This is a genomic window from Microbacterium sp. NPDC058062 (genome assembly GCF_042885375.1).
Lineage (GTDB): Bacteria > Actinomycetota > Actinomycetes > Actinomycetales > Microbacteriaceae > Microbacterium > Microbacterium trichothecenolyticum_C.
This window is the reverse complement of sequence record NZ_JBHVSC010000002.1, coordinates 442369-465416: the sequence shown is the minus strand read 5'-3', so window position 1 is coordinate 465416 and position 23048 is coordinate 442369. Positions and strand designations below refer to the sequence as shown.

Genomic DNA, 23048 nt, shown 5'->3' with positions numbered 1-23048 from the left:
CACATTCGAAACGGAAGGTCTGATGCGCCCAACGCAGAAACCGGATATCTCGCTCACCCAGCTGCGCTACTTCGTGGCGGCAGCCGAGCAGGGGAGCATGACGTGGGCCGCCGACGAGCTTTTCGTCGCGCAGTCGGCGATCTCGACCTCGATCGCCAACCTCGAGAAGGCCCTCGGCGTGCAGCTCCTGATCCGCCGCCGCGCCAAAGGCCTGCAGCTCACCACTCATGGCGCGGACTTCCTGCAGCGCAGCCGCGGCATCCTCGCCGCCGTGGATGACGCGGTCAATGCCCTGCGGCCCGAGAACACGGCGGGTCGGGTCAACGTCGGCTGCTTCCGCACGCTGGCGCCGTTCTACCTGCCGAGCATCGTGAGCGCCCTCGAGGAGGCGCATCCCGAGCTTCAGGTCGACGTTTCCGAGCTCCTCGCAGATGGCGTCAACGACGCGCTTCGAGACCAGGCGATCGAGGTGGCGCTGACCTACGACCTCGGCCTCGACGGCGACATCGCGCGCGAAGTGCTCGCACAAGTGCCCCTCTACGTCGCCGTCGGCGCGACGCACCCGCTCGCGGGCCGCTCCAGTGTGCGGCTGGCCGATCTCCTGGAGGAACCCATGGTGCTGCTGGATCTGCCGGTGAGTCGCGACTATTTCATGCAGGCGTTCACCGACCATGGCCTGCGGCCCTCGGTGCGGTATCGTTTCGCCAATTTCGAGGCGGTTCGCGCAATGGTGGCCAGCGGCCACGGCTTTACGCTGCTCAACCAGCAGCCCAAGCTCGGGTATACCTATTCGGGTGGTGAGCTGCACCGACTGAGCATCGTCGAGCCGACGCGCGCGCTCGACATCGTGCTCGCCCGTCGCGCAGCCTCGGCGCCGATGACGCGCAAGGCGAGTCTGTTCGCCAACGAGGCGCGCCTCGCCGTCACCCGCATCATGGGAGTCTCCGCGGAGGCGGCTCAGTCCGCCTCGTAGACCGTCTCTCCACCGACGACGGTGCGCCGTACGCGGGCAGACCCCAGTGCATCGATCTCCCGCAGATCGCGGTCAACCCACACGAGGTCTGCCAACATCCCCGCGCGAAGCGCGCCGGTCGACGTTTCGAGGCGATTGATGTACGCGGCATTCGACAGGTAGGCGTCGAGCGCGACACCGAGCGGCAGCGCCTGCTCCGACAGCAAGGGCTCGGTCAACACGGCTGTGCCGATCGCATGCGGATCCTCCGGCACGCCGGTGCGGGTCACGGCTGTCCGCACCGACCACAGGGGGTTCGGATCGGTGACCGGCCAGTCGCTTCCTCCCACGATCCTCGCGCCGCTGTTGGCGATGTCGGCAAACGGGAAGTGGCGCCGCGCGCGCTGCTCGCCCAGGAGCGGCAGTTTGCGGGTGACGATCTCCTCGTCGGTCCGCGCCCACAGGGCGGTCACATTCGCCGTGGCATCCACCTCGGCAAACCGAGGCGCGTCGGCGGCGTCGACGACATCGAGGTGGGCGATGTGATGCCGATGCGCCGACACGCCGTTCGCCACTCGGGTGGCCTCCAAGGCATCCAGACAACTGCGTACAGCGGCGTCGCCGACGGCATGGAAGTGGATCTGAAAGCCGGCCGCATCCAGACCGATGCTCAAGCGCTGGAGATCCTCCGGCGCGATGAAGGTGATGCCGTGGTCGCCGTCGGTGCCAGTGAGCGGCTCAAGCATCGCGGCCGTGTGGTTCTCAACCATGCCATCGACCATCACCTTGACTGTGCCGCCGTCCAGGCGGGTGCTGCCCCGGAGTCGGTCGCGGATCGCCTCGAGTTCGGCGATCTGTTCGAGCCCGCGACCGCGGTCCCACCACAGCGCTGTCACGACACGTCCAGTGAGGAGGCCGCGACGGTCGAGCTCCTCGTAGACAGGAAGCGCATTGGGGCCGAGATCCGACACGCCGACGGCGGCGTCCTGCCAAGCTGTGACGCCCACGGAGTGCAGGCGATGCTGGGCGGCGAGCAGTGCCTCGATCAGGGTCGCCGAGTCGGGGTCCCCGCGGAGGTGGCTTATCAGGCTCAGAGCCCCCTCGACCAGAACACCGGTTGGCTCGCCCGCCGCATCCCGGAGAATCCGCCCGCCCTCGGGGTCCGGAGTGGTGGCGACGATGCCCGCCGCTGCCAGGGCGGCGCTGTTTACCCACACGCCGTGCGCGTCGTGGCTGAGGAGGACGACGGGGCGGTCGGAGACGACCGCATCGAGATCGCGGGCAGTGGGGAAGCCGCCGGGAAAGACGTCACCGAACCAGCCGCCGCCGGTGAGCACCGCCGCGTCAGGGTGTGCTGCGGCGTATTCGGCGACGATACGCAGGTACTCCGAGCGGTCGTGGACCGACGCGAAGTCGATACCGAGGAGGTGGAGCCCGGCCGTGAGTGGATGCACGTGAGCATCGTGGAAGCCGGGCAACAGTGTGCCGCCTTGCAAGTCGACGACCTCGTCGGCGGCGGCAAGCGGCGCGTGGTCGAATGCGACACTGTCAATTCGCGTGCCTCGGGTGACGACGTGCCCGCGGCGGAACTCGCCCTCCCCGAGGTACAGCAGGCCGTTCGTGTACAGCACCGTATGCATTGTCATAGGACCCTCTCGTCGATCGATATGCAAGCTTCAGCGTTGGGGTGCCACATTTCGCATTTGTAACGCAGATATTGCCCATACATTGCATCAAAGAATTAGATGCAATCTGTCGAGCGTCGCTATTTGCGCTTCCTTGGTTCCTATTCCGAAGCTAGACGCAGTCGCCCGACCCCCCGTCCCGGAAGGACACCTATGTTCCGCCCCACACGCTCCGTTCGCCACGCCGTCGCCGTCGGACTCGGCGCTTCCCTCGTCGCCCTCACTGCCTGCGCCGGCGCATCGGGCTCGGACGCTACCGACGCGGCATCTGCTTCCGACACTGTTGGAATGGGCATTCAGCCCTGGCTGGGCTACGGCCCCTGGTACATCGCTCAGGAGAAGGGGTACTTCGATGATCAGGGCGTCGACGTGACCATCACCAACTTCATGAACGACGCCGACATGAGCGCGGCTTTCGCCTCAGACCGCATCCAGATGGCCAACGCCGCCAGCCACAGCGCCCTGCAGCTGGTCGAGCAGGGTCTTGACATCTCCATCGTGCTTCTCCTGGACGCGTCTCTCACCGCCGATGCGATTCTCACGGACGGATCCATCACGGACGTCGCTGATCTCGCCGGGCAGAACATCGCATTCGAAGAAGGCTCGGTGAGTAACCTGCTCCTCGGATACGCCTTGGAAGAGTCGGGCCTGAGCCTCGACGACATCACCCCGGTGCCGATGGATCCGTCGGAGGCCGCCACCGCTCTCATCGGCGGAAGCGTCCCGGCCGCCGTCACCTACGAGCCCTACATCTCCGAGGCCAGTAAGGCCGGTGACTTTGAGGTCATCTTCACCGCCGCAGAGAAGGCCGGGCTTATCAGCGACGTGCTGGTCGTCGACAACGGCTACCTCCAAGAGAACCCCGACGCTGTCCAGAAGGTCGTCAACGCGTGGGGCCCCGCGATCGAGTTCTACCGCTCCGACACGGACGAGGCCCGCTCGATCATCGCCGAGAACGTCGGCAGCGACGTCGACGCACTCGCGACGGCATTCGACGGCATCGAGTTCTACTCCCTCGAGGAGAACAAGACCCGTTTCGGCGGCGACTACTTCCAGTCGGTGCTGCCGACGGTCCAGGACGTCGCCACTCAGATCGGGCTGCTCGAAGGCGGTGCCGATCTCGACAGCTTGGTCGACGACAGCTTCGTCGAAGCCGCCTCCTGATTCCAACCTATCCAGGAAAGTCACCATGACGATCTCCGCCCCGACCGCACCCGTCGCGCGCCGCAAGCGCGGGACGGGCGCGGTCCGCCCCGTCATCGACGCGTCGCTGTCGCGTCGGAAGTACATCTCGATCGCTGTCACCGGGTTCATCGTGCTCGTCGCCGTCTGGACGGCCATCACGGTGTCCGAACTCGTCAACCCGTTGTTTCTGCCGTCGCCGATCGCCGTGGTGCAGAAGGTCGGCGAGCAGGCGGTCAACGGCGAACTCTGGTCGGACATCGGCGTCAGCACGTACCGCGTGATGGTCGGCTTCCTTGCGAGCACCGTTCTCGCCGTCCCGATCGGCGTGCTGTGCGGATCGATCGCCCGCGTCGAGGCGGCCGTAGAGCCGATCATCGACTTCGTCCGGTACATGCCGGTGGTGGCCTTCGTCCCACTCACCATCCTGTGGGTGGGAACCGACCACACGCAGAAGTTCCTCATCATCTTCCTCGGCACGTTCTTCCAGCAGGTGCTGCTGTTCGCGGATGCCGTCAGGCGCGTCCCCGTCACGTACCGCAATCTCGGAGCGACCCTCGGCCTCTCCCGCGGACAGATTCTGATCCGAATCGTCTTCCCCGCGGCGCTTCCGCGCATCTGGGACGCCCTGCGCATCAGCCTCGGCTGGGCGTGGACGTGGCTCGTCGTCGCGGAGCTGGTCGCCGCCACCTCGGGCATCGGCTACCGCATCACTCAGGCGCAGCGCTTCCTCGAGACCGATCTCATCATCGGCTACGTGATCGTTCTCGGCCTCCTCGGACTCGTCTTCGACCAGATCATGCGCGCGCTCGGTCGCCGCTTCTTCCGCTACCTGAAGGGACGCTCCTGATGTCGTCGCCCACGCTCCTCGAGCCGAAAGTCCGCGTCGAGAAGGTCAACAAGCAGTTCGGCGCCGTCCACGCGCTGAGTGACATCACGCTCACGCTCGGCGAGCAGGAATTCGTGTCCGTCGTCGGCGCATCGGGGTGCGGCAAGAGCACACTGCTCTCGATCATCGCCGGGCTCGAACTGCCCACTACCGGCACGGCATTCATCGAAGGCAACCCGATTCACGGGCCGGGGCGCGACCGCGGCGTCGTGTTCCAATCGGCCACCCTGCTGCCCTGGCTCACCGCGATCGACAACGTCATCTTCGCTCTCCGCGGAGAACAGGGGATGTCGCGCCGGCAGCGCGTCGACCGAGCACGTGACGTGCTGGCGCAGGTCGGCCTGACAGGGTTCGAGGACTCGTTCCCCGCGCAGCTCTCCGGCGGCATGCAGCAGCGCGTCGCGTTGGCGCGCTCGCTCGCGTACGGGCCGGAGGTGCTCCTGATGGACGAGCCCTTCGGAGCTCTCGACGCGCTCACCCGCCGCACGATGCAGGAACTGCTGACCACGGTGTGGGAGCGGAACCGCATGACCGTCATGCTGATCACCCACGACATCGAGGAGGCCGTGTTCCTCTCGGACCGCGTGGTGGCCATGACACCGCGACCCGGCAAGGTGCGCGCCGAGTTCGCGATTGACCTGCCTCGTCCGCGTGACCCGGAGGTGATCGGCAGCCCTGAGTTCCACCACTACTACAGCGAGATCCTCGGGCTGATCCACCATGGCTGAGCAGCACGACGCGTTCGATTACGTCGTGGTGGGCGGCGGCACCGCCGGATGCATCGTGGCGGCGCGGCTGAGCGAGGACCCCGACGTCAGCGTGTGTCTGATCGAGGCCGGTCCGAGCGACGAGAAGGAGGAGCGCGCCGGTTCCATCCGGCGGTGGGCCGAGATGCTCGAGGGTGAGTTCGACCGCGACTATCGCAGCGTTCCACAGGAGCGAGGCAACTCCTCCATCCGACAGGCGCGGCTCCGCATCCTCGGTGGCTGCTCGACCGCGAACACCATGATCAGCTGGCGGCCCCTGCGCGGAGACCTCGAGGAGTGGGCGTCGCTGGGCGTAGACGGCTGGGACTACGAGACGGTGGCGCCCTACTTCGACCGCCTCGCGACACCGATCTCACCTGTCGCTCCCTCCGACCAGAACGACTACATCGCCGACGTGGTCGCGGCTGCGGCATCCGCTCTGGATCTGCCTCATCGCGAGACGTGGAACGATGCGGAGTTCACCGAGGGCGCCGGGTTCTTCGAGATCGGCTACGAGCCGTCGACGAACCTGCGTTCGTCGACATCGCGCGCCTATCTCCACGGTGTCGAGCGGCCGAACCTCACCCTCGTGCTCGAGGCGCTGGTCGACAGGGTGCTGGTGGAGTCGGGTCGCGCCACCGGCGTCCGTGCCCGCGTGGCGGGAGAGTGGCGAGAGGTGCGAGCGCGGCGCGAGGTCATCGTGAGCTGCGGCGCGATCGACTCACCGGCTCTGCTCATGCGCTCCGGTATCGGGCCGGCCGACGTACTCGCCTACGCGGGCGTCGACATGCTGATAGATCTGCCCGGCGTCGGTGAGAACCTGCAGGACCACGCTGAGGGGCTCATCGTCTGGGAGGCTCGCGGCGAGCGGAGCCCGGTGTCGGCGACGGGGTGGGATGCCGGCTACGCACTGCGCGTCGACGCCGACAGCACGGTGCCCGACATCTCGACGCACATCCCGCTGTACTCGTGGACCGTGCACGCCGAGACCTACGGCGCCGAGATCCCCGCAAACAACGCCTCGCTGGCGCCAAACGTCGCGAAGCCGCGCAGCCGTGGTCGCGTCTGGATCACTTCGACCGACCCCGACGCGCCCCCGGCGATCGACTACCGTGCCTTCACCGACAGCGAGGGTCGCGACGAACGGATGCTGGTCGAGGGCATAAAGCTTGCTCGCCGCGTCGCTCAGCAGGAACCGTTCGCCTCACACCTCGTACGCGAAGTGTTCCCCGGCGAGCAAGAGCTCTCCGACGAACAGCTCTCCGCCACCCTCCGGGCAACACATCAGACCGTCTACCACGTGTCATGCACGTGTCGAATGGGTGCAGACAACGACCCCGGCGCAGTCCTAGACGATCGCCTGCGCGTGCGAGGCGTCAATGGTCTTCGGGTCGTGGACGCATCAGCCTTCCCCACGATCCCTGCACTGAACCCGGTCGGCACCGTCATGGTCGTCGCCGAAAGAGCAGTCGAACTCATCTGCGAGGACGCGAGCGCAAATCGAGTCAGCGGCGGCAGTCGCGGAGCCGACTCAATCTCTGCACTGACCTCTTCAGCAGTCAATCATTGACACGAACAAGGAACCACACGATGGCCGCAGTGCCGGGTCGAGTCAGTTGGGAGTTGGAGAGGAGTTAGATGGAACGAGAGGATCTCCCTACCTGGGCCGACGTTCCAGCCTTGCCGGCGCATGAGCACGTGGATCTTCCTTCGCCCACAGACGCCGGCGTTCTTCGCACGCAGCCGCGCGCCCTCGGCCACCAGCAGCCTTCTCCTGCAGCTGCCGCCCACGGCACGGTCTTTCTCCCCGCGCTCGCCGCGGGGAGGTGAGGAAGTCACCCGCTTCGACGGCGACCACTCGCACATCGAGTGGGTCGGCGAACCCGACGCGCACCAACGCCTCCGGCGCGTTCGGAGGGCTCGCGGTCAAAGGTCTCTGCGCGACAAGTGGTGGCCGAACGTCCTCGGCCTGATGCAACGCGTCTAATCGGCCACGCTGGTGGGAGCGAGCGCAGCGCCGTAGTCGAGCAGATAGCGCGCAGCGAACTCGTCAAAGTGCCGGGTCAGTTCGACGCGCACCGTCGAGAGATCACCGCTTTCGATCGCTTCGACGATGCCGACGTGATCTTCGTACCGCATTCGGCTCGCGCCACGGTCCGCGCCGACGGCGATGATCATCATCTCGATCTGCCCGATCAGCTGCCTCCAGTGCTGGAGGAGTGTGTCATTGCCGCTCAGCTTGCACAGGAGTTCGTGGAACCCGAGGTCGGACTGGATCTGCGCGCCGAAATCGAGCTGGGGATCCTTCAGTCGAAGAATCGCGTTCCGCAGTTCACGCCCGATCTCGTGCCGGTCCTCGCGGGTGGCGAGCATCGAAGCCGCCAGGATCTCGAGAGCTGCACGGACCTGGAACACCTCTCGAATCTCCGCAGCGCTGATCTGGCGGACCGACAAGTGTCCGCGCCCATCCGCGACGAGCAGGCCTTCGTTCTGCAGCGGTCGCATGGCCTCGCGCAGTGTGCCGCGGCTGACACCGAGCTCGTCGCTCAGCCTCGTCTCCACCAGGTGATCGCCGGGCTGGATCTTGCCCGTGATGATGAGGTCCCTGATGTAGATCGTGCACCGCTCGCGCAGGGTGCGCTTGTCGAAGACAGCGTCGGCTCGCGCCACTGTTGTCTCCAATCGGTGTGAACGGGCGATGAGATCGACCATACTCATCGATTCATGCTTGGCTGGCCAACTCGGTGCTCGAGCGGTACATGCGAATCACCGAGGAGTCGTCGTCGCGCCCGAGTCCCGATTCGCGGGCGGCATGGAATCGGTCCTGCGCAGCATTCAGCAGGGGAGTGGGGATTCCTCGGTCTCGGGCAGCGTCTGCGACGAGGTCGGCGTCCTTGACGAAGATGTCGATGGCCGACAGCACCGGCGCGTCGTCCGAGAGCATTCGTGGGCCACGGTCGGACAGCATGAACGATCCGGCAGCCCCCGTCTCCACGATGGACAGCACCTGTTCTGGGTCCAGGCCGAGTCCGGCGGCGAGGCTCAGTGCCTCGGCAGCCGCGACCAGATGCGTCGCGCACAGGAGCTGATTGACGAGCTTGACCGACTGGCCGTCGCCGGGACGGGTGCCGCAACTGGCGAGTTTCGTGCCCAGCGATTGCAGGATCGGCTCGACGTTCTCGATGTCATGCGGCGTGCCGCCAAGAAGGATGGTGAGTTCGCCCGTCGTCGCTCTCGCCACGCCTCCCGTCACAGGGGCATCTACAACTCGCAGGCCTCGCGCGATCAATTGATCACCGGCGTCGACGACGGAATCCACGCCGACAGAGCTCATGATGATGATCGTGCTGCCCTCGTCCGCGCCGGTCGCGACGCCATCAGCGCCGAAGAGTGCTGTCTCGAGCTGGGCAGGAGACGCCACCATGACGATGGTTGCGTCGGCGCCGCGGGACGCATCGGCCGCCGACGCGGCGGCGTACGCCCCCAAACTCTCGAGTTCGCGGACACGTGCGGCATCAGGGTCGTACACGGCGACGTCGAACGCGGGGAGCAGGCGTCGGGCCATCGGGGATCCGATGGCACCAACCCCGATGAATGCCACTCTCATGCGATCCTCAATTCTCTTCCGGGCGTCGGCGCCCTAGATCATTCGCGCATCGGCAATCCGCCGGCGATGCCTCAACCATATTTATGTTGTCGTTTGTTTGTCAACATTTATATGCTAACTTCGACCACGCCGGCGTTCGGGCCGGAATCACTCCTGTTGCAAGGAAGCGAAGGAACGGAACGACGATGACTCCAACAACAAGCTCCCGCAGCCGCGGTCACCTGCGCGTGCTGGGCGCCGTGGCAGCGGCATCTGCGGCGGTGCTGATCCTGTCGGCATGTGCCGGGGGGAGTGCGCAGACTTCGACGGCTGCAGCCTCAAGCACGCTGAACCTCGGCTCCACTGCGCAGCCAGTCGGCTACGACACCGACTCGCTTCAGAGTGCGAACTACCTCCCCTACTTCCAGGCGGTCTACGATTCGCTGGTCCGTATGGAGCCGGACGGCACCCTCGTCCCGATGCTGGCCACGGACTGGGCGTTCTCCGATGACCGCCTCACCCTCACGATGAAACTGCGTGACGATGTCACCTTCACCGACAAGACTCCGTTCGACGGCGAAGCCGTCAAGGCGAACCTGGACCGGTACCGTGTCTCGACCGCGCCGGATGCGTCGTTTCTGAAGGACATCACGGAGGTCGAGGTCGTTGGCGAGCACGAAGTGGCGATCCACCTCAGTGCACCCAACCCGGCCCTGCCCACGTACTTCACGCGTGCGCCTGGCCTCATGATCAGCCCCACTGCGCTCGATCAGGAATCGCTCAAGACCGAGCCCATCGGGTCGGGACCATACGTGCTGGACCAGGACCAGACCGTGATCGGCTCGAAGTACGTGTACACGCGGAACGACGACTACTGGGACCCCGACCTGGTCAAGTACGACTCCATTGTGTTCAACTACTTCGCCGACCCGAACGCCTCCCTGAACGCACTTCGCTCCGGCCAGATCGATGCGGCGCCCATTCTGGTGCCGGACGCCAGCGTGGTGGAGGGCGCAGGATTCACCATTAACGAGACCCAGTTCGACTGGCTCGGACTGACCTTCTTCGACCGCGCCGGCGCTGTCGTTCCCGCCCTCGGTGATGTCCGCGTGCGCCAGGCGCTGAACTACGCGGTCGACGGCGACGAGATCCTCGCCGCTATCGGTGAGGACCGGGGCACCTCCACCACGCAGATCTTCTCGAAGGACTCGGCCGGGTTCATGGAGGACCTCGACGACGCGTACCCGTATGACCCGGATAAGGCACGCGAGTTGCTGGACGAGGCCGGCTACGTGGATCGGTTCACGCTCTCGATGCCGACGACAGCCTTCTTCGACCAGGCGATCTACGCCACGGTGAAGCAGCAGCTCGCCGATGTCGGCGTCACCGTCGAGTACACCGATGTCGGGCAGGATCTCATCGCAGATCTGAAGGCCGCGGAGTTCCCGGCGACAGTCATGCAGTTCGCGCAGCCGATCGACTGGCAGCTGATCAACGAGTACCTCACGACGGGTGCCTCGTGGAATGTGTTCAAGGTCGACGACCCGACCGCGAACGAGATCATCGCTCGCGTGCAGACGGGCACCGACGAAGAGAGCGCTGCCGCCACCGTCGAACTGAACGAGTACGTCGTGGAGCAGGCCTGGTTCGCGCCGTGGTACCGGATCGACAGCCTCTACGCGACCGACGCGGACACCACCGTCCAGATGCAGGCGAACAACGTCGCTCCGTACATCTACAACTACGCCCCGGCATCCTGAACCGGATGGGTGTCCGCCGCTGCGCGGGCACCCATCCGCCAACACCTCGATCCATTCGTCCCATGAGGACCCAGCGGCCGAACCCTGGCCACCCGCACCCCGTCGCCGGGGACCACACCGAAGGAGCTGACCTGCGATGCTCATGTTCCTCCTGAGGCGAATCGCCTCCGGACTTGCGATGCTGCTCGTGATCACGGCGCTCGCGTTCTCACTTCTGTACCTCGCCAGCGGAGATGTCGCATCCCGAATCCTCGGACCGACAGCGACGCAGGATCAGGTCAACCAGATGTCCGAGCAGCTCGGGCTCGACCGCCCGCTCTGGATTCGCTATCCCGAATGGCTCATCCTCGCCATCCAGGGAGACCTCGGACGGTCGTGGTTCACCAGCGAGCTCGTCGCGGACAGCATCGGCAGTCGCGTCGCGGTGACCCTGTCGTTGGTGATTCCCGCGACCATCTTGATCGGACTCATCTCCGCCTTTCTCGGCGTAGCTGCCGCGATCTACCGTGGCTGGATCGACAAAGTCGTACAGTTCGTGGGCGTCGTCGGCTTCGCGATCCCCAGCTTCCTCATCGCCCTGGGCCTGGTGATCTTGTTCGCGGTGCAGCTGCAATGGCTGCCGGCGACCGGTTTCGTGCCACTGTCCGAGTCGGTGACCGGATGGTTGGCTGCCACCCTGCTTCCCGTCACCGCTCTCGTCATCCACGGAGTCGCCGGGACCGCCCAGCAGGTGCGTGGCGCCGTCATCGACACGCTGCAGCAGGACTATGTCCGCACGCTTCGCAGTCGAGGCCTCCGATCCCGCACCATCATCTATGGCCATGTGCTCCGCAACGCCGGCGGCCCCGGTCTCGCCGTGCTTGCCCTGCAGTTCGTCGGGCTGCTCGGCGGCGCCGTGATCGTCGAGCAACTGTTCGCCCTCCCCGGGCTGGGCCAGCTCGCGGTCTCGGCAACCACCCGCGGAGACCTTCCCCAGGTGATGGGTGTTGTGATCGTCATCGTGATCATCGTGCTGCTGGTCAACCTCCTCATCGACATCGCCCAAGGCTGGCTGAACCCGAAGGTGAGGATCTCATGACCACGCCGACCGTCACCATCGCGCTCGACTCCGAACGAGCACAGCGCCCGCACCCGGTCAAGACGCTTCTTCGCGACCCTGTCGCCATCGCGGCGGCCGTCTACCTGCTGGTCCTGGTCGTCGCGGCTGTCTTCGCGGAGGTGATCGCTCCATACGACCCCAACGCCTCCGACCTGAGCATCTCGCTCGCACCGCCCAGCGCCGAGCATCTGCTGGGCGGTGATGTCGCCGGGCGGGACGTGTTCTCACGGCTCGTCTTCGCGACGCGTTACAGCCTGCTCGGCGCACTCATCGCCCTCGGCGTCGCGCTCATCGTCGGAGTCGTATCCGGGCTGGTCGCCGGCTACTTCGGACGCTGGTTCGACGGCGCCTCGTCATGGGTCACCACCCTGAACATGGCGCTGCCCGGAATCATCGTGCTGCTCGCGGCTCGCGCCGTCTTCGGTCCCTCTCTCTGGCTATCGATGGTGATCTTCGGCCTGCTGTTGTCGCCCGCCTACTTCAGGCTGGTGCGGACGCTGGTGAAGTCCGTGCGGGCGGAGCTGTACATCGATGCCGCGAAGGTGTCCGGGCTCAGCGACCTGCGGATCATCTTCCGCCACGTCCTCAACAACGTCCGGGGCCCGATTATCCTGCAGTCGTCGATCGTCATGGCGATCGCCATCGGAGTGCAGGCCGGCCTCGAGGTGCTCGGCCTCGGCGATCTGGCCGTCCCTGGCTGGGGCGCCATGCTGAACGAGGCGCTGTCACGGATCTACGTCGCTCCACACCTCATCCTCATCTCCGGCACCGTGATCGTGCTCACCTGCGTCGCGCTGGGAGTGCTGTCGAACTCCATCCGCGACGCGCTGCAGGAGCGACGCCCACGGGTCAAGTCTCGGCACGCCGTGCAGCAGCAGGAGACAGCGGCGGCGACGGACTCGGTAGCTGGCCCGCCAGGAGTGATGCTGGCCGCGCACGATCTCGAGGTCTCGTACCCCGACGCGAATGGTGCGCATCGCAGCGTCGTGCACGGCGTCTCGCTCGAGGTCCGCGCGGGGGAGGTCCTCGGCCTGATCGGAGAGTCCGGATCGGGCAAGTCGCAGACCGCGTTCGCGATCATGGGGCTCCTGCCGCAGGGCGGCATGATCACACGCGGACACGTGTGGTGGAAGGGCGCAGACGTCACCCACGCGTCGGAGAGGAAGCGAGCGCAACTTCGCGGGCCCGGCATCGCCTATATCCCGCAGGAACCGATGAGCAACCTCGACCCGTCCTTCCGGATCGGCAGTCAGTTGACCGCGCCGATGCGCCAGCACCTCGGAATCAGCCGCGCCGAAGCCCGACGGCGAGCCAGAGACCTTCTTGCGCGGGTCGGCATTCATGACCCTGACAAGACCATGCGCGCCTACCCGCACGAGATCTCCGGCGGTATGGCACAACGCGTACTGATCGCCGGCGCAGTGTCGTGTGATCCCGAACTGATCATCGCCGACGAACCCACCACCGCGCTGGACGTCACCGTTCAGGCGGAGGTGCTCGAACTGCTGCGAGGCCTGCAGAAGGAGCGAGGCATGGCACTGCTCCTCGTGACACACAACTTCGGTGTCGTCGCCGACCTGTGCGATCGCGTCGCCGTGATGCAGAAGGGGCTCATCGTCGAGGAGAGCTCTGTCGCCGACGTGTTCGACCACCCGCAGCATCCGTACACGCGTTCGCTCCTGGACGACATCCTCGAGAACGAACCGGTCCGCCCCGCGGTGCGGCCTGCCATGGAAGGACTGAAGGCATGAGCGATCCGCTTCTGGTCGTCAAGGACCTGCATGTGACCTACCCGCTGCGCGGATGGCGGAAGACCTTCCACGCGCTGAAGAGCGTCTCGATCGACATCCATCGCGGCGAGACCGTCGGTCTCGTCGGCGAATCTGGATCCGGCAAGTCCACGCTCGGTCGGGCGATCCTCGGGCTGGCCCCGGTCACTGGTGGGTCGATCACGTACAAGGGGCGCGACATCGCTCACCTGCGCTCCGCTGAACGGCGGAGGTTGGGAAACGAGATCCAAGTGGTCTTCCAGGACCCGTACAGTTCTCTGAACCCGGCGTTCACCATCGAACAGATCCTGACCGAGCCGCTCAGCACACGGTCCAGCTCGCGGCGAACCGCCGCGCAGCGGGTGCGGGAGCTGCTCGACCAGGTCCACCTGCCGCAGAACGCGATGGACCGGTTCCCCTGGGAGTTCAGCGGCGGCCAGCGACAGCGCATCGCAATCGCGCGGGCACTCGCGCTGGAGCCCGAACTCATCATCTGCGATGAACCCGTCTCGGCGCTGGACCTGTCCACACAGAAGCGTGTGCTGGAACTGTTCCGCGAAGTGCAGGACGCAACAGGGGTCGCTTACCTGTTCATCTCGCACGATCTCGAAGTTGTGCGCGCCTTGAGTCACGAGGTCTCCGTGATGTACCGGGGAGAAATCGTCGAGTCCGGAACCGCGGCACAGGTCACTTCCGACCCTCGAGACCCCTACACCCAGCGACTGCTCATGGCTGCACCCCTTCCTCACCCCGAACGACAGCGAGCCCGCCGGGAAGAGCGCCGCGCCATCCTCGGAGAGCAGTCCGTCACCCCCACCGACACCGCAATCGCCGTCTGAGACACTCACATGACACTCGCTTCACTTGCTTCGCCCACGCTCTCCTCCGTCTGCTTCCGGCACCTTCCATTCGCGGATGCCCTCGCCCGGAGTGCTGAACTGGGCTTCGAGAGCATCGACCTCGTCGGCCTGCGCGGCCTCTGCGACCACGTGCCCTCCATGAGCACCCCCGAAGAACTGCGGGCGGCTGGTCGGCAGTTCCGGGCCTCGCATCTGCGCGCCTCCAGCATCAACGCGGATCCCGGTTCTTTCGACGGCTACGACGATACGGACGCGGTCATGAGCCGCGTCGAGAACCTCCTCGCCCTCGCCCTGGAGTGCGAGGTGCCGCTGCTGGTGCTGCCTGCGGGGGAGAAGACGGAGGCTCCCGTCGCCGATCGGCAGATCGGCCGCATGACTGCCGCCCTCAATCAGGCGGCGGACCGGGCCCGGGAGAAGGGCGTCCGTCTCGCCGTCGAAGCCCCCTACTTCGGCCGCCCTGTGGACAACATCGACCTGGCGAACGAGATGCTCGCCGGCCTTGACCCGTATGTCGAGCTCGCGTTCGATGTGTCCCACATCGAGGCAGCGGATGAGTCGGTGATCACGGCCTGGGAGCTGTTCTCGTCGCGGGTCGGGATCGTCCATCTTCGCGACGCGGACAGCCGGAATGTGCGCCGTGTCATCGGTGCGGGTCGCGTGGACTTTGCAGCGTTCTACCGCGCGATGGCGGCCACCGCGTATCGCGGCGACATAGTGCTCGAACTGGAGACCCGAGACAGCCCGTATGCGACAAAGGAAGACGAAGTGCTCGCCGCTGTCGCGTACCTCAACGAGATCGTCACGGAAGACAAGGAAGTAGTGCGATGAAGTACAACCGCATCGGTGCAAGCGGGCTCGAGGTGTCCGCCGTGACGCTGGGATGCATGAGCTATGGCGATCCCGATATCGGGTCGCACGGCTGGACACTCCCAGAGGATCAAAGCCGCGACTTCATCCGTCGGGCTCTGGAGCTCGGTATCACGACGTTCGACACCGCGAACGCATACTCACTCGGCCGCAGCGAGGAGATCGTCGGCAAGGCGATTAACGACTTCGCCCGGCGCGAAGAGGTCGTCATCGCCACCAAGGTCTGCGGGACCATGCGGCCGGGCCCGAACGGTCGAGGACTCTCGCGGGGTCACATCCTCGAGCAGGTCGACGCGAGTCTGCGCCGGCTCGGTACGGACTACATCGACCTGTATCAGATTCATCGCTGGGACGAGAAGACTCCCATCGAGGAGACGATGGAGACCCTCAACGATCTCGTGAGATCAGGAAAGGTCCGCTATCTGGGCGCTTCGTCGATGTGGGCTTGGCAGTTCGCGAAGGCGCAGTACACAGCCAAGCTCAATGGGTGGACCCCCTTCATCTCGATGCAAGCGCAGTACAACCTCCTCGCCCGCGAGGATGAACGCGAGATGTACCCGTTTTGTCTCGACCAGGGCGTCGGTGCCCTTCCCTGGAGCCCGCTAGCTCGCGGAAAGCTGACCCGCCCCTGGGACGAAAACTCCACGAGATTCGAGAGCGACCCGCTCGCGCCGACCCTCTACCACCAGAACGAAGCCGGCGACCGCAGGATCGTCGACGCCGTGTTCGCCATTGCCGACGAGCGGGCTGTGTCTCCGGCTCAGGTGGCGCTCGCATGGGTGATGCATCAGCCGGTTGTCGCGTCCCCGATCGTCGGTGCGACCAAGCTGAAGCATCTCGGTGATGCGGTCGCCGCCGTCGACCTGGAGCTCAGCAGTGATGAGCTCACACGGCTCGCCGAGCACTACGGTCCGCACGCGATGGAAGGAATGGCGTGGTGACAACGGTCGAAATTGCCGGTACGTCGTTTCTCGTTGACGGGGCCGTCGCGAACGCCGGTCGCACCGTTCGCGGCGTCCCGGTCGACGGGCTCCTGCTGAACAGCCGAATGATCAACGGTATCTTCGACGACGTCAACCCGGAGACGGTCGACAAGTGGGCGTACCCGGACACGGGCACATGGGATGCCGAGCGCAACGTGTTCGAGTTCATCGCAGCGATGCCGGAGTGGAAGAGCAAAGGGCTCGACTGCTTCACGATCGGCATTCAGGGCGGCAGCCCGCAGGGATACAGCGAGACGCAGCCTTGGGACACCGGGGGATTCGACGCGGATGGTGGTCTGCGACCGGCGTTCGCGGAGCGATTGACGCGCGTGCTCGACGAGGCCGACCGACTCGGCTTCGTGGTGATCGTCGACTACTTCTATCAGGGCCAGGAGATGCGGCTGATCGACGAGGCGGCCGTTCGCCGCGCGACCGTCGAGGCGACCCGCTTCCTGCTGGAAGGGGGCTGGCGGAATGTGCTCGTGGAGATCGCGAATGAGGTGAACTTCGATTGGGAGTACACCCACAGTCGCAACATGCGGTGGGATCGCGTGCATGAGCTGATCGCCCTCGCCCAGTCGATCGAGTTAGAAGGTCGCCGGTTGGCGGTGAGCACGAGCTTCGCCGCCATCGACCCGATCATGACCCCCGAGGTCGCAGCGCAAGCCGACTGGATCCTCCTGCACGGCAACGGCACGCCGAATCCGGAGCGACTCACCGAGATGGTGGAGGAGGTGCGCGCGATGCGCGCGTACGCCGCTAACCCGCGCCCGATCATGTTCAACGAGGACGATCACTTCGACTTCGACAAGCCGCACAACCACATGATCGAGGCACTTCGCGCCGGCGCGTCCTGGGGGTACTTCGACCCCGGCTCCATTACGGTGATGCCGCCGCGGCCGACCATCGGAAACTACCGTGACGGATACCAGGCCGTGCCGGTGAACTGGGGCATCAGTTCGGAGATCAAGCGTGGATTCTTCGACGCGATCTCCGACGGTCTCCCGTCGTGACGCGTCTGTGGAACGCGCCGGCGGACTTCGCCGACGAGATGATCGACGGGTTCGTCGCGGCGAACGAGCGATACGTCCGCCGCGTTCCCGGCGGTGTGGTGCGTTCGACGGTGTCGCCGGCCGGTCAGGTCGCGGTCGTCGTGGGCGGCGGCTCGGGCCACTACCCCGCGTTCGGCGGGCTGGTGGGTCCGGGGCTCGCGCACGGCGCCGCGATGGGCAACCTGTTCGCCTCCCCCTCGACGCAGCAGGTGTTCGCGGTCGCGAAGGCCGCCGACAACGGCGGCGGCGTGTTCTTCTCCTACGGCAACTATGCCGGCGACGTGCTGAACTTCGACGCGGCGCAGGAGCGGCTGCGTGCCGAGGGCATCGCGTGCGAGACCGTCACGGTCACCGACGACATCGTCAGCGCGACCGCCGACGAGAAGCACAAGCGGCGCGGCATCGCGGGCGACCTCACGGTGTTCCGCATCGCGGCCGCCGCGGCCGAGGCCGGCGCCGACCTCGCCGAGGTCACTCGCCTGGCCCGCCTCGCGAACGAGCGCACCCGGTCGTTCGGGGTCGCGTTCACCGGCTGCACGCTGCCGGGAGCTGAGGCCCCGCTGTTCACTGTCCCGGAAGGGCGCATGGCGGTCGGTCTCGGCATCCATGGGGAGCCCGGCATCGACGAGACCGACATCCCCACCGCCGACGGACTGGCCGAGCTGCTCGTCGAGCGGCTGCTGGCCGAGGTGCCCGACGGCATCGAGCTCGCGGGTGCCCGGGTGGTGCCGATCCTCAACGGCCTGGGGTCGCTGAAGTACGAGGAGATGTTCGTCGTCTACCGGCGCATCGCACAGCTGCTCCAGGGCGCCGGGCTCGAGATCGTCGACCCGCATGTGGGCGAGTACTGCACGAGCTTCGACATGGCCGGCACCTCACTCTCCCTGTTCTGGCTGGACGACGAGCTCGCACCGCTGTGGGAGACCCCCGTCGACACCCCCGCCTACCGGCGCGGCTCGGTCGCCCCCCAGCAGCGTCTCGTCGCCGCCGACAGCACCGCCGAGGTGGCCGAGGCGATCGAGCCCGGGGACGAGGCATCCCAGTCCGTTGCCCGCACGGTGCTCGCCGCGGTGCGCACGATCGCCCAGACCGTCGACACGCACGTCGACGAGCTCGGCCGCATCGACGCGATCGCCGGCGACGGCGACCACGGCATCGGCATGCAGCGCGGCTCGCACGCCGCGCTCGCTGCCGCCGAAGTCGCGGTGCAGGCCGGTGCCGGCGCCGGCACGACGCTGGCGCACGCCGCCGACGCCTGGTCCGACAAGGCCGGTGGCACGTCGGGCGCGCTGTGGGGCGTCATCCTGAACGCGGTCGCTGCGAAGCTCGGCGACCAGGGCCGTCCTGACGCCGCGGCCATCGCCGCGGGCGTGGCCGCCGGTTCGCGCGGGGTCACCGACTACGGCAAGGCCGAGGTCGGCGACAAGACGCTCGTCGACGCGCTCGTGCCGTTCAGCTCGACCCTCACCGGTGCGGTGGACGCCGGCGCGGGTCTCACCGACGCGTGGCGGACGGCGGCGGATGCGGCGACCCGCGCCGCGACCGCGACGGCGGACCTCCTGCCCCGCATGGGCCGCGCGCGCACGCACGGCCAGAACAGCGTGGGCACCCCCGACCCGGGCGCGATCAGTCTCGCGCTCATCGTGACCGCCATCGGAGAAACACTCGCCGCCGAGAAGCTCGCGGCCGAGGACCAGAAGGAGAACGCACATGGCTGAGCCCCTGCGCATCGTGATCGGCGCCGACGACGCCGGATTCGACTACAAGGAGATCCTCAAGAAGGACCTCGAGCAGAACCCCGGCGTGATCGAGGTCATCGACGTGGGCGTGGACGCCTCCGGCCACACCCCGTACCCGAAGGTCGCCATCGAGGCGGCCCAGCAGGTCGCGGCCGGAACCGCAGACCGGGCGCTGCTCATCTGCGGCACGGGCCTGGGCGTCGCCATCGCGGCCAACAAGGTGCCCGGCATCCGCGCCGTCACCGCCCACGACTCGTACTCGGTGGAGCGGGGCGTGCTGTCCAACAACGCGCAGGTGCTCACCATGGGCCAGCGCGTCGTCGGCATCGAGCTCGCCCGCCGCCTCGTGCGCGAGTGGCTCACCTACCGGTTCGACACCACCTCGGCGTCGGCCGACAAGGTCGCCGTCATCGACGAGTTCGAGACCACCGGGTCCTGCTGATGCCCACGGTCACGGTCGGGGTGAGCCTGAAGACGTACTTCGGGCATCAGCGGGCACGCGCGTGGTTCGCCGACGTCGCGGCCCGCGCAGGCTCCCACCCCGCCGTGGCCGACGGGTCGGTGCAGTTCTTCGTCATCCCCACCTACCTGCAGATCCTCCCCGCCCTCGAGGCGTTCGCCGGCACCCCGGTGCTGGTGGGCGCGCAGGACGTCTCCGCCTACCCACCGGGCGCGTACACCGGCGAGGTCACCGCCGAAGAGCTCGCCGAGGTCGGTGTCCGGGTCGCCGAGATCGGCCACGCCGAACGGCGCCGCCTGTTCGACGAGACCGACACCGTCACCGCCGGCAAGGCCACCGCCGCCCTCACCCACGGCATCACCCCGGTGCTCTGCATCGGCGAGGCCGAGCACCTCGGTGCCCCCGCCGCCGCGCTCGCAGGCGCCGAGCAGCTCGCCGCGAACCTCGAACAGGTCCCCGCCGGCCCCGTGATCGTCGCGTACGAGCCGGTGTGGGCGATCGGCGCCGCCGAACCCGCCCCCGACGAGCACATCGCCACCGTCACCCAGGCGCTGCGCGCCGCGCTCGACGCCGACCCCGCGCGTGCCGGCAGCGTCGTGATCTACGGCGGCTCCGCCGGCCCCGGGCTCCTCACCCGCCTCGGAGACAGCGTCGACGGGCTCTTCCTCGGCCGCTTCGCCCACGACCCCGACGCCCTCGTCGCCGTTCTCGACGAAGCCGCCGCCCTCCAGTCAAGGGACATCGCACCCCCGTCGGTGAGTCGGTGAACGACAACCCCGCCGACGAGCCTCGCATCTCCTCGCGAGGTCCATACGCACGATCCGCCGAGACGCGAAGCCGCATCGTGGCGGCGGCGTGGGCGGTGTTCTCTGAAGTCGGCTACACCAAAGCATCCGTATCCGAGATCGCAGCGCGCGCCGAGATCTCCGGTGCGCAGCTCTTCTACTACTTCTCCTCCAAGGAGGACCTTCTGAACATCGTCCTCGAAGAGCGCGACAGCGTGGCGGCCGACTTGCGTACCATCGAGGAGGCGCCGGTGCAGGACATCCCGGAAGCGCTGTTGATGCTCGCCGCGCGCAACACTGACATTCCTGGAAATGTGCGCATACACACGATCCTGGCGGTCGAATCGATAGCGGAAGGACACCCCGCTCACCAGCACTTCCAGGAGCGGTACCGTCAGTTGCGCGAGAGCTTTCTCGCAGCTTTTGGATCGATGGCGACGGCGGGATACCTCGCACCCGATATCAGCGCTGAGTACGCAGCGCAGTCCACGCTGGCACTTTGGGACGGACTTCACACCCAATGGCTTGTCGAGCCCAGGGCCGCGGATGTCGCCGCGAGCCTTCGTCAGCACCTTTGCTCGCTCGTAGACGCTCGGTGTAGCCGGTTGCTCGGTCTCCAGCGGTGAAGCTGCCACCGGAGTCATTCTGTCGTGGACGCGAGAACGCGAGGACGTCGAGCGGAGGCCCGACCGGGCGCGGGTCGGAGGAGCTGCAACTTTGCCTCGCGCACCCGACGCATCTGCATGCCGCTTCGGAATTGCGGAGGCCACGCCATCCGCGAGCAACCGCTCATGGTGCTTCCCGCTCACAGCCCTATCGTGGCCGACGGGCTGCCACGCCGGGACGTCCATGGGCCTCCCGCTCACGCTCACGCAGCAGTCCCCTTCTACACATTCGGTGGTCTGATCGCGACTTCGGAATGGGTACAGAAATATCGATGCTCAGGACTGAATCCGCTGGGTCCGCCCGGCGCCTTGGCCCGATTGCAAGGAATCTGCACAACCTCTCCTCATGACGCCGGTGATCCGTACTGGGAGCGGGCGACGCGTTCGACGAAGGATCTGAGCCAGCGATGTTCCGGGTCATGCTCGTGCACGGGATGCCAGAACATGTACATGCCATAGCTCGGCATAGCGAACGGTGGGGTAAGCATTCGCAACCACCAAATGCCAGACGAGCTGCTCGGATCGGGCGGGACTGCTGCACGAGTAGGTGACATCTGATCTGGCTTGCCCCGAGGGGCGTGCCTGGAAGGATGTTGCTGTGCCCAAGCCGTACCCGAGCGAGTTCCGTGACGACGTGGTGCGCGTCGCCAGGAATCGCGAGCCCGGAGTGACGATCGAGCAGATCGCGAAAGACTTCGGCGTTCACCCGATGACGCTGCAGAAGTGGATGCGTCGCGCTGACATCGACGAGGGCGCCAAGCCGGGCCAGACCCGCACCGAGTCCGCTGAGCTGCGCGAGGCGCGCAAGCGGATCCGGCTGCTCGAGCAGGAGAACGAAGTGCTCCGCCGCGCGGCAGCGTATCTGTCGCAGGCGAACCTGCCGGGAAAAGGCTCTACCCGCTCGTGAGTGAGCTCGCCGCGGACGGTGTTCCCGTCGCGGTGACGTGCCGGGTGCTCAAGCTCTCCCGCCAGCCCTACTACCGGTGGCTGGCGGACCCCATCACCAACGCCGAGGTGGTGGAGGCGTATCGCGCGAACGCGTTGTTCGACGCGCACCGCGACGACCCCGAGTTCGGGCACCGGCTCCTCGCCGACGAGGCCCGCGATGCCGGCGAGGCAATGGCGGACCGCACCGCGTGGCGGATCACGTCGAGCAACGGCTGGTGGAGCAGGTTCGGCAAACGCCGGCGCGGCAAGGGCGGAAAGGTCGGACCGCCGGTGCACGAAGATCTCGTCGAACGCGACCCCACCGCCGCCGCGCGGAATCAGCTGTGGCTGACGGACATCACCGAGCACAACACCGGCGAGGGCAAGCTCTACCTCTGCGCGATCAAGGACGTGTTCTCGGGCAAGATCGTCGGATACTCGATCGACTCCAGGATGAAGTCACACCTCGCGGTGAACGCGCTGCGCAACGCCGTCGCGATGCGCGGCGACGTCGCCGGCTGCGTGATCCACAGCGACAGAGGATCGCAATTTCGCAGTCGGAAGTTCTTGCGCGAGATCGCCCATCATCGGATGGCCGGATCGATGGGTCGCGTCGGCGCCGCGGGTGACAACGCCGCCATGGAAAGCTTCTTCGCCCTGCTGCAGAAGAACGTCCTCAACCGCCGTTCCTGGGCCACCCGCGAGGAACTGCGGATCGCGATCGTCACCTGGATCGAGCGGACCTACCACCGGCGCCGCCGGCAACCCCGTCTGGGCCGTTTGACCCCGGTCGAGTTCGAGGCGATCATGAACACGCCAGCCGCTCTCGCGGCGTGACTAGGAACTGTCACCTATCCGTGCAGCAGTCCCGGCGAGACGCCGTGAACCCTGGCGTTAGCGACGGCACCGCTTGGCCGCGCGCAGAGCCAATTCCACGCGCGGAGAGGTCGGCGGCAAGCTCGCGAAAGCTCTTCGGCGTCTTCTCCGAAAAGAACAGCTAGCGTGGTCATCGTCGATGAATACCGGTTCGGGAGGAGTGGTG

Annotated in this window: 21 protein-coding genes; 17 read left to right on the top strand and 4 right to left on the bottom strand. The window is 66.6% G+C overall.

The window, feature by feature from the left end:
• The first annotated feature begins 22 nt into the window (after positions 1-22).
• Positions 23-973 carry a LysR substrate-binding domain-containing protein gene (locus ACFVSU_RS06945; RefSeq protein ID WP_387139972.1) on the top strand — a complete coding sequence of 317 codons (951 nt, stop codon included), beginning with the start codon at positions 23-25 and terminating at the stop codon, positions 971-973.
• Here the strand turns inward: ACFVSU_RS06945 and ACFVSU_RS06940 are convergent.
• The gene (locus ACFVSU_RS06940; protein ID WP_387139969.1) at positions 958-2583 is read right to left on the bottom strand and encodes an amidohydrolase; all 1626 of its coding nucleotides are present in this window, start codon (positions 2581-2583) and stop codon (positions 958-960) included. The genes ACFVSU_RS06945 and ACFVSU_RS06940 overlap by 16 nt on opposite strands.
• Positions 2584-2697: 114 nt before the next feature.
• Between ACFVSU_RS06940 and ACFVSU_RS06935 the strand changes: the two genes are divergently transcribed.
• The 4 genes from ACFVSU_RS06935 to ACFVSU_RS06920 are packed head-to-tail and all read left to right on the top strand — an operon-like array spanning position 2698 to position 7024.
• Positions 2698-3801, top strand: a complete 1104-nt coding sequence (locus tag ACFVSU_RS06935; protein ID WP_387139966.1) for an ABC transporter substrate-binding protein — start codon at positions 2698-2700, stop codon at positions 3799-3801.
• A gap of 25 nt (positions 3802-3826) precedes the next feature.
• Entirely contained in the window at positions 3827-4669 is an 843-nt protein-coding gene (locus tag ACFVSU_RS06930) for an ABC transporter permease (protein WP_387139963.1), read from the top strand.
• A complete protein-coding gene (locus ACFVSU_RS06925) occupies positions 4669-5436 on the top strand; it encodes an ABC transporter ATP-binding protein (RefSeq protein WP_387139960.1) in 768 nt (255 codons plus the stop codon). The genes ACFVSU_RS06930 and ACFVSU_RS06925 overlap by 1 nt, the downstream gene beginning before the upstream one ends.
• Positions 5429-7024: a GMC family oxidoreductase gene (locus tag ACFVSU_RS06920; protein ID WP_387139957.1), complete on the top strand. Its 1596-nt coding sequence runs from the start codon at positions 5429-5431 to the stop codon at positions 7022-7024. Before ACFVSU_RS06925 ends, ACFVSU_RS06920 begins: the two co-directional genes overlap by 8 nt.
• 413 nt (positions 7025-7437) lie before the next feature.
• Here the strand turns inward: ACFVSU_RS06920 and ACFVSU_RS06915 are convergent, their stop codons facing one another.
• Together ACFVSU_RS06915 and ACFVSU_RS06910 are read right to left on the bottom strand one after the other, a co-directional pair.
• The gene (locus ACFVSU_RS06915) at positions 7438-8172 is read right to left on the bottom strand and encodes a GntR family transcriptional regulator (RefSeq protein ID WP_387139955.1); all 735 of its coding nucleotides are present in this window, start codon (positions 8170-8172) and stop codon (positions 7438-7440) included.
• 4 nt (positions 8173-8176) lie between these two features.
• Complete coding sequence (locus ACFVSU_RS06910; RefSeq protein WP_387139952.1) at positions 8177-9061, bottom strand: NAD(P)-dependent oxidoreductase; 885 nt, start codon at positions 9059-9061, stop codon at positions 8177-8179.
• A gap of 185 nt (positions 9062-9246) precedes the next feature.
• Here ACFVSU_RS06910 and ACFVSU_RS06905 point away from each other — a divergent pair, with 185 nt between their 5' ends.
• From ACFVSU_RS06905 to ACFVSU_RS06890, 4 genes are all read left to right on the top strand, one after another.
• Complete coding sequence (locus ACFVSU_RS06905) at positions 9247-10800, top strand: ABC transporter substrate-binding protein (protein WP_387139949.1); 1554 nt, start codon at positions 9247-9249, stop codon at positions 10798-10800.
• 136 nt (positions 10801-10936) lie between these two features.
• The gene (locus tag ACFVSU_RS06900) at positions 10937-11878 is read left to right on the top strand and encodes an ABC transporter permease (protein ID WP_387139946.1); all 942 of its coding nucleotides are present in this window, start codon (positions 10937-10939) and stop codon (positions 11876-11878) included.
• Positions 11875-13650 carry a dipeptide/oligopeptide/nickel ABC transporter permease/ATP-binding protein gene (locus ACFVSU_RS06895; RefSeq protein ID WP_387139943.1) on the top strand — a complete coding sequence of 592 codons (1776 nt, stop codon included), beginning with the start codon at positions 11875-11877 and terminating at the stop codon, positions 13648-13650. The genes ACFVSU_RS06900 and ACFVSU_RS06895 overlap by 4 nt, the downstream gene beginning before the upstream one ends.
• On the top strand, positions 13647-14507 hold the full coding sequence (locus ACFVSU_RS06890) for an ABC transporter ATP-binding protein (protein ID WP_387139940.1): 861 nt from the start codon (positions 13647-13649) through the stop codon (positions 14505-14507). Before ACFVSU_RS06895 ends, ACFVSU_RS06890 begins: the two co-directional genes overlap by 4 nt.
• A 21-nt stretch (positions 14508-14528) precedes the next feature.
• Here the strand turns inward: ACFVSU_RS06890 and ACFVSU_RS06885 are convergent, their stop codons facing one another.
• The gene (locus ACFVSU_RS06885) at positions 14529-14657 is read right to left on the bottom strand and encodes a hypothetical protein (protein ID WP_387141325.1); all 129 of its coding nucleotides are present in this window, start codon (positions 14655-14657) and stop codon (positions 14529-14531) included.
• Between ACFVSU_RS06885 and ACFVSU_RS06880 the strand changes: the two genes are divergently transcribed.
• The 8 genes from ACFVSU_RS06880 (at position 14607) to ACFVSU_RS06845 (ending at position 22843) form a co-directional block, all read left to right on the top strand.
• Entirely contained in the window at positions 14607-15356 is a 750-nt protein-coding gene (locus ACFVSU_RS06880; RefSeq protein WP_387141270.1) for a sugar phosphate isomerase/epimerase family protein, read from the top strand. The genes ACFVSU_RS06885 and ACFVSU_RS06880 overlap by 51 nt on opposite strands.
• Positions 15353-16336, top strand: coding sequence for an aldo/keto reductase (locus ACFVSU_RS06875; RefSeq protein WP_387139936.1), 984 nt, complete (start codon positions 15353-15355; stop codon positions 16334-16336). Before ACFVSU_RS06880 ends, ACFVSU_RS06875 begins: the two co-directional genes overlap by 4 nt.
• A complete protein-coding gene (locus ACFVSU_RS06870) occupies positions 16333-17391 on the top strand; it encodes a hypothetical protein (protein WP_387139933.1) in 1059 nt (352 codons plus the stop codon). The genes ACFVSU_RS06875 and ACFVSU_RS06870 overlap by 4 nt, the downstream gene beginning before the upstream one ends.
• Positions 17388-19148, top strand: coding sequence for a dihydroxyacetone kinase family protein (locus tag ACFVSU_RS06865; RefSeq protein ID WP_387139930.1), 1761 nt, complete (start codon positions 17388-17390; stop codon positions 19146-19148). Before ACFVSU_RS06870 ends, ACFVSU_RS06865 begins: the two co-directional genes overlap by 4 nt.
• Entirely contained in the window at positions 19141-19611 is a 471-nt protein-coding gene (locus ACFVSU_RS06860) for a ribose-5-phosphate isomerase (RefSeq protein WP_387139927.1), read from the top strand. The genes ACFVSU_RS06865 and ACFVSU_RS06860 overlap by 8 nt, the downstream gene beginning before the upstream one ends.
• The gene (locus tag ACFVSU_RS06855; RefSeq protein WP_387139925.1) at positions 19611-20396 is read left to right on the top strand and encodes a triose-phosphate isomerase family protein; all 786 of its coding nucleotides are present in this window, start codon (positions 19611-19613) and stop codon (positions 20394-20396) included. Before ACFVSU_RS06860 ends, ACFVSU_RS06855 begins: the two co-directional genes overlap by 1 nt.
• A complete protein-coding gene (locus ACFVSU_RS06850) occupies positions 20393-21040 on the top strand; it encodes a TetR/AcrR family transcriptional regulator (RefSeq protein WP_387139923.1) in 648 nt (215 codons plus the stop codon). The genes ACFVSU_RS06855 and ACFVSU_RS06850 overlap by 4 nt, the downstream gene beginning before the upstream one ends.
• Before the next feature lie 637 nt (positions 21041-21677).
• A protein-coding gene (locus ACFVSU_RS06845) for an IS3 family transposase (RefSeq protein WP_387139921.1) occupies positions 21678-22843 on the top strand; the annotation gives its coding sequence in 2 pieces (ribosomal slippage) (positions 21678-21962 and positions 21965-22843; 1164 coding nt in all).
• Positions 22844-23048 lie beyond the last annotated feature (205 nt).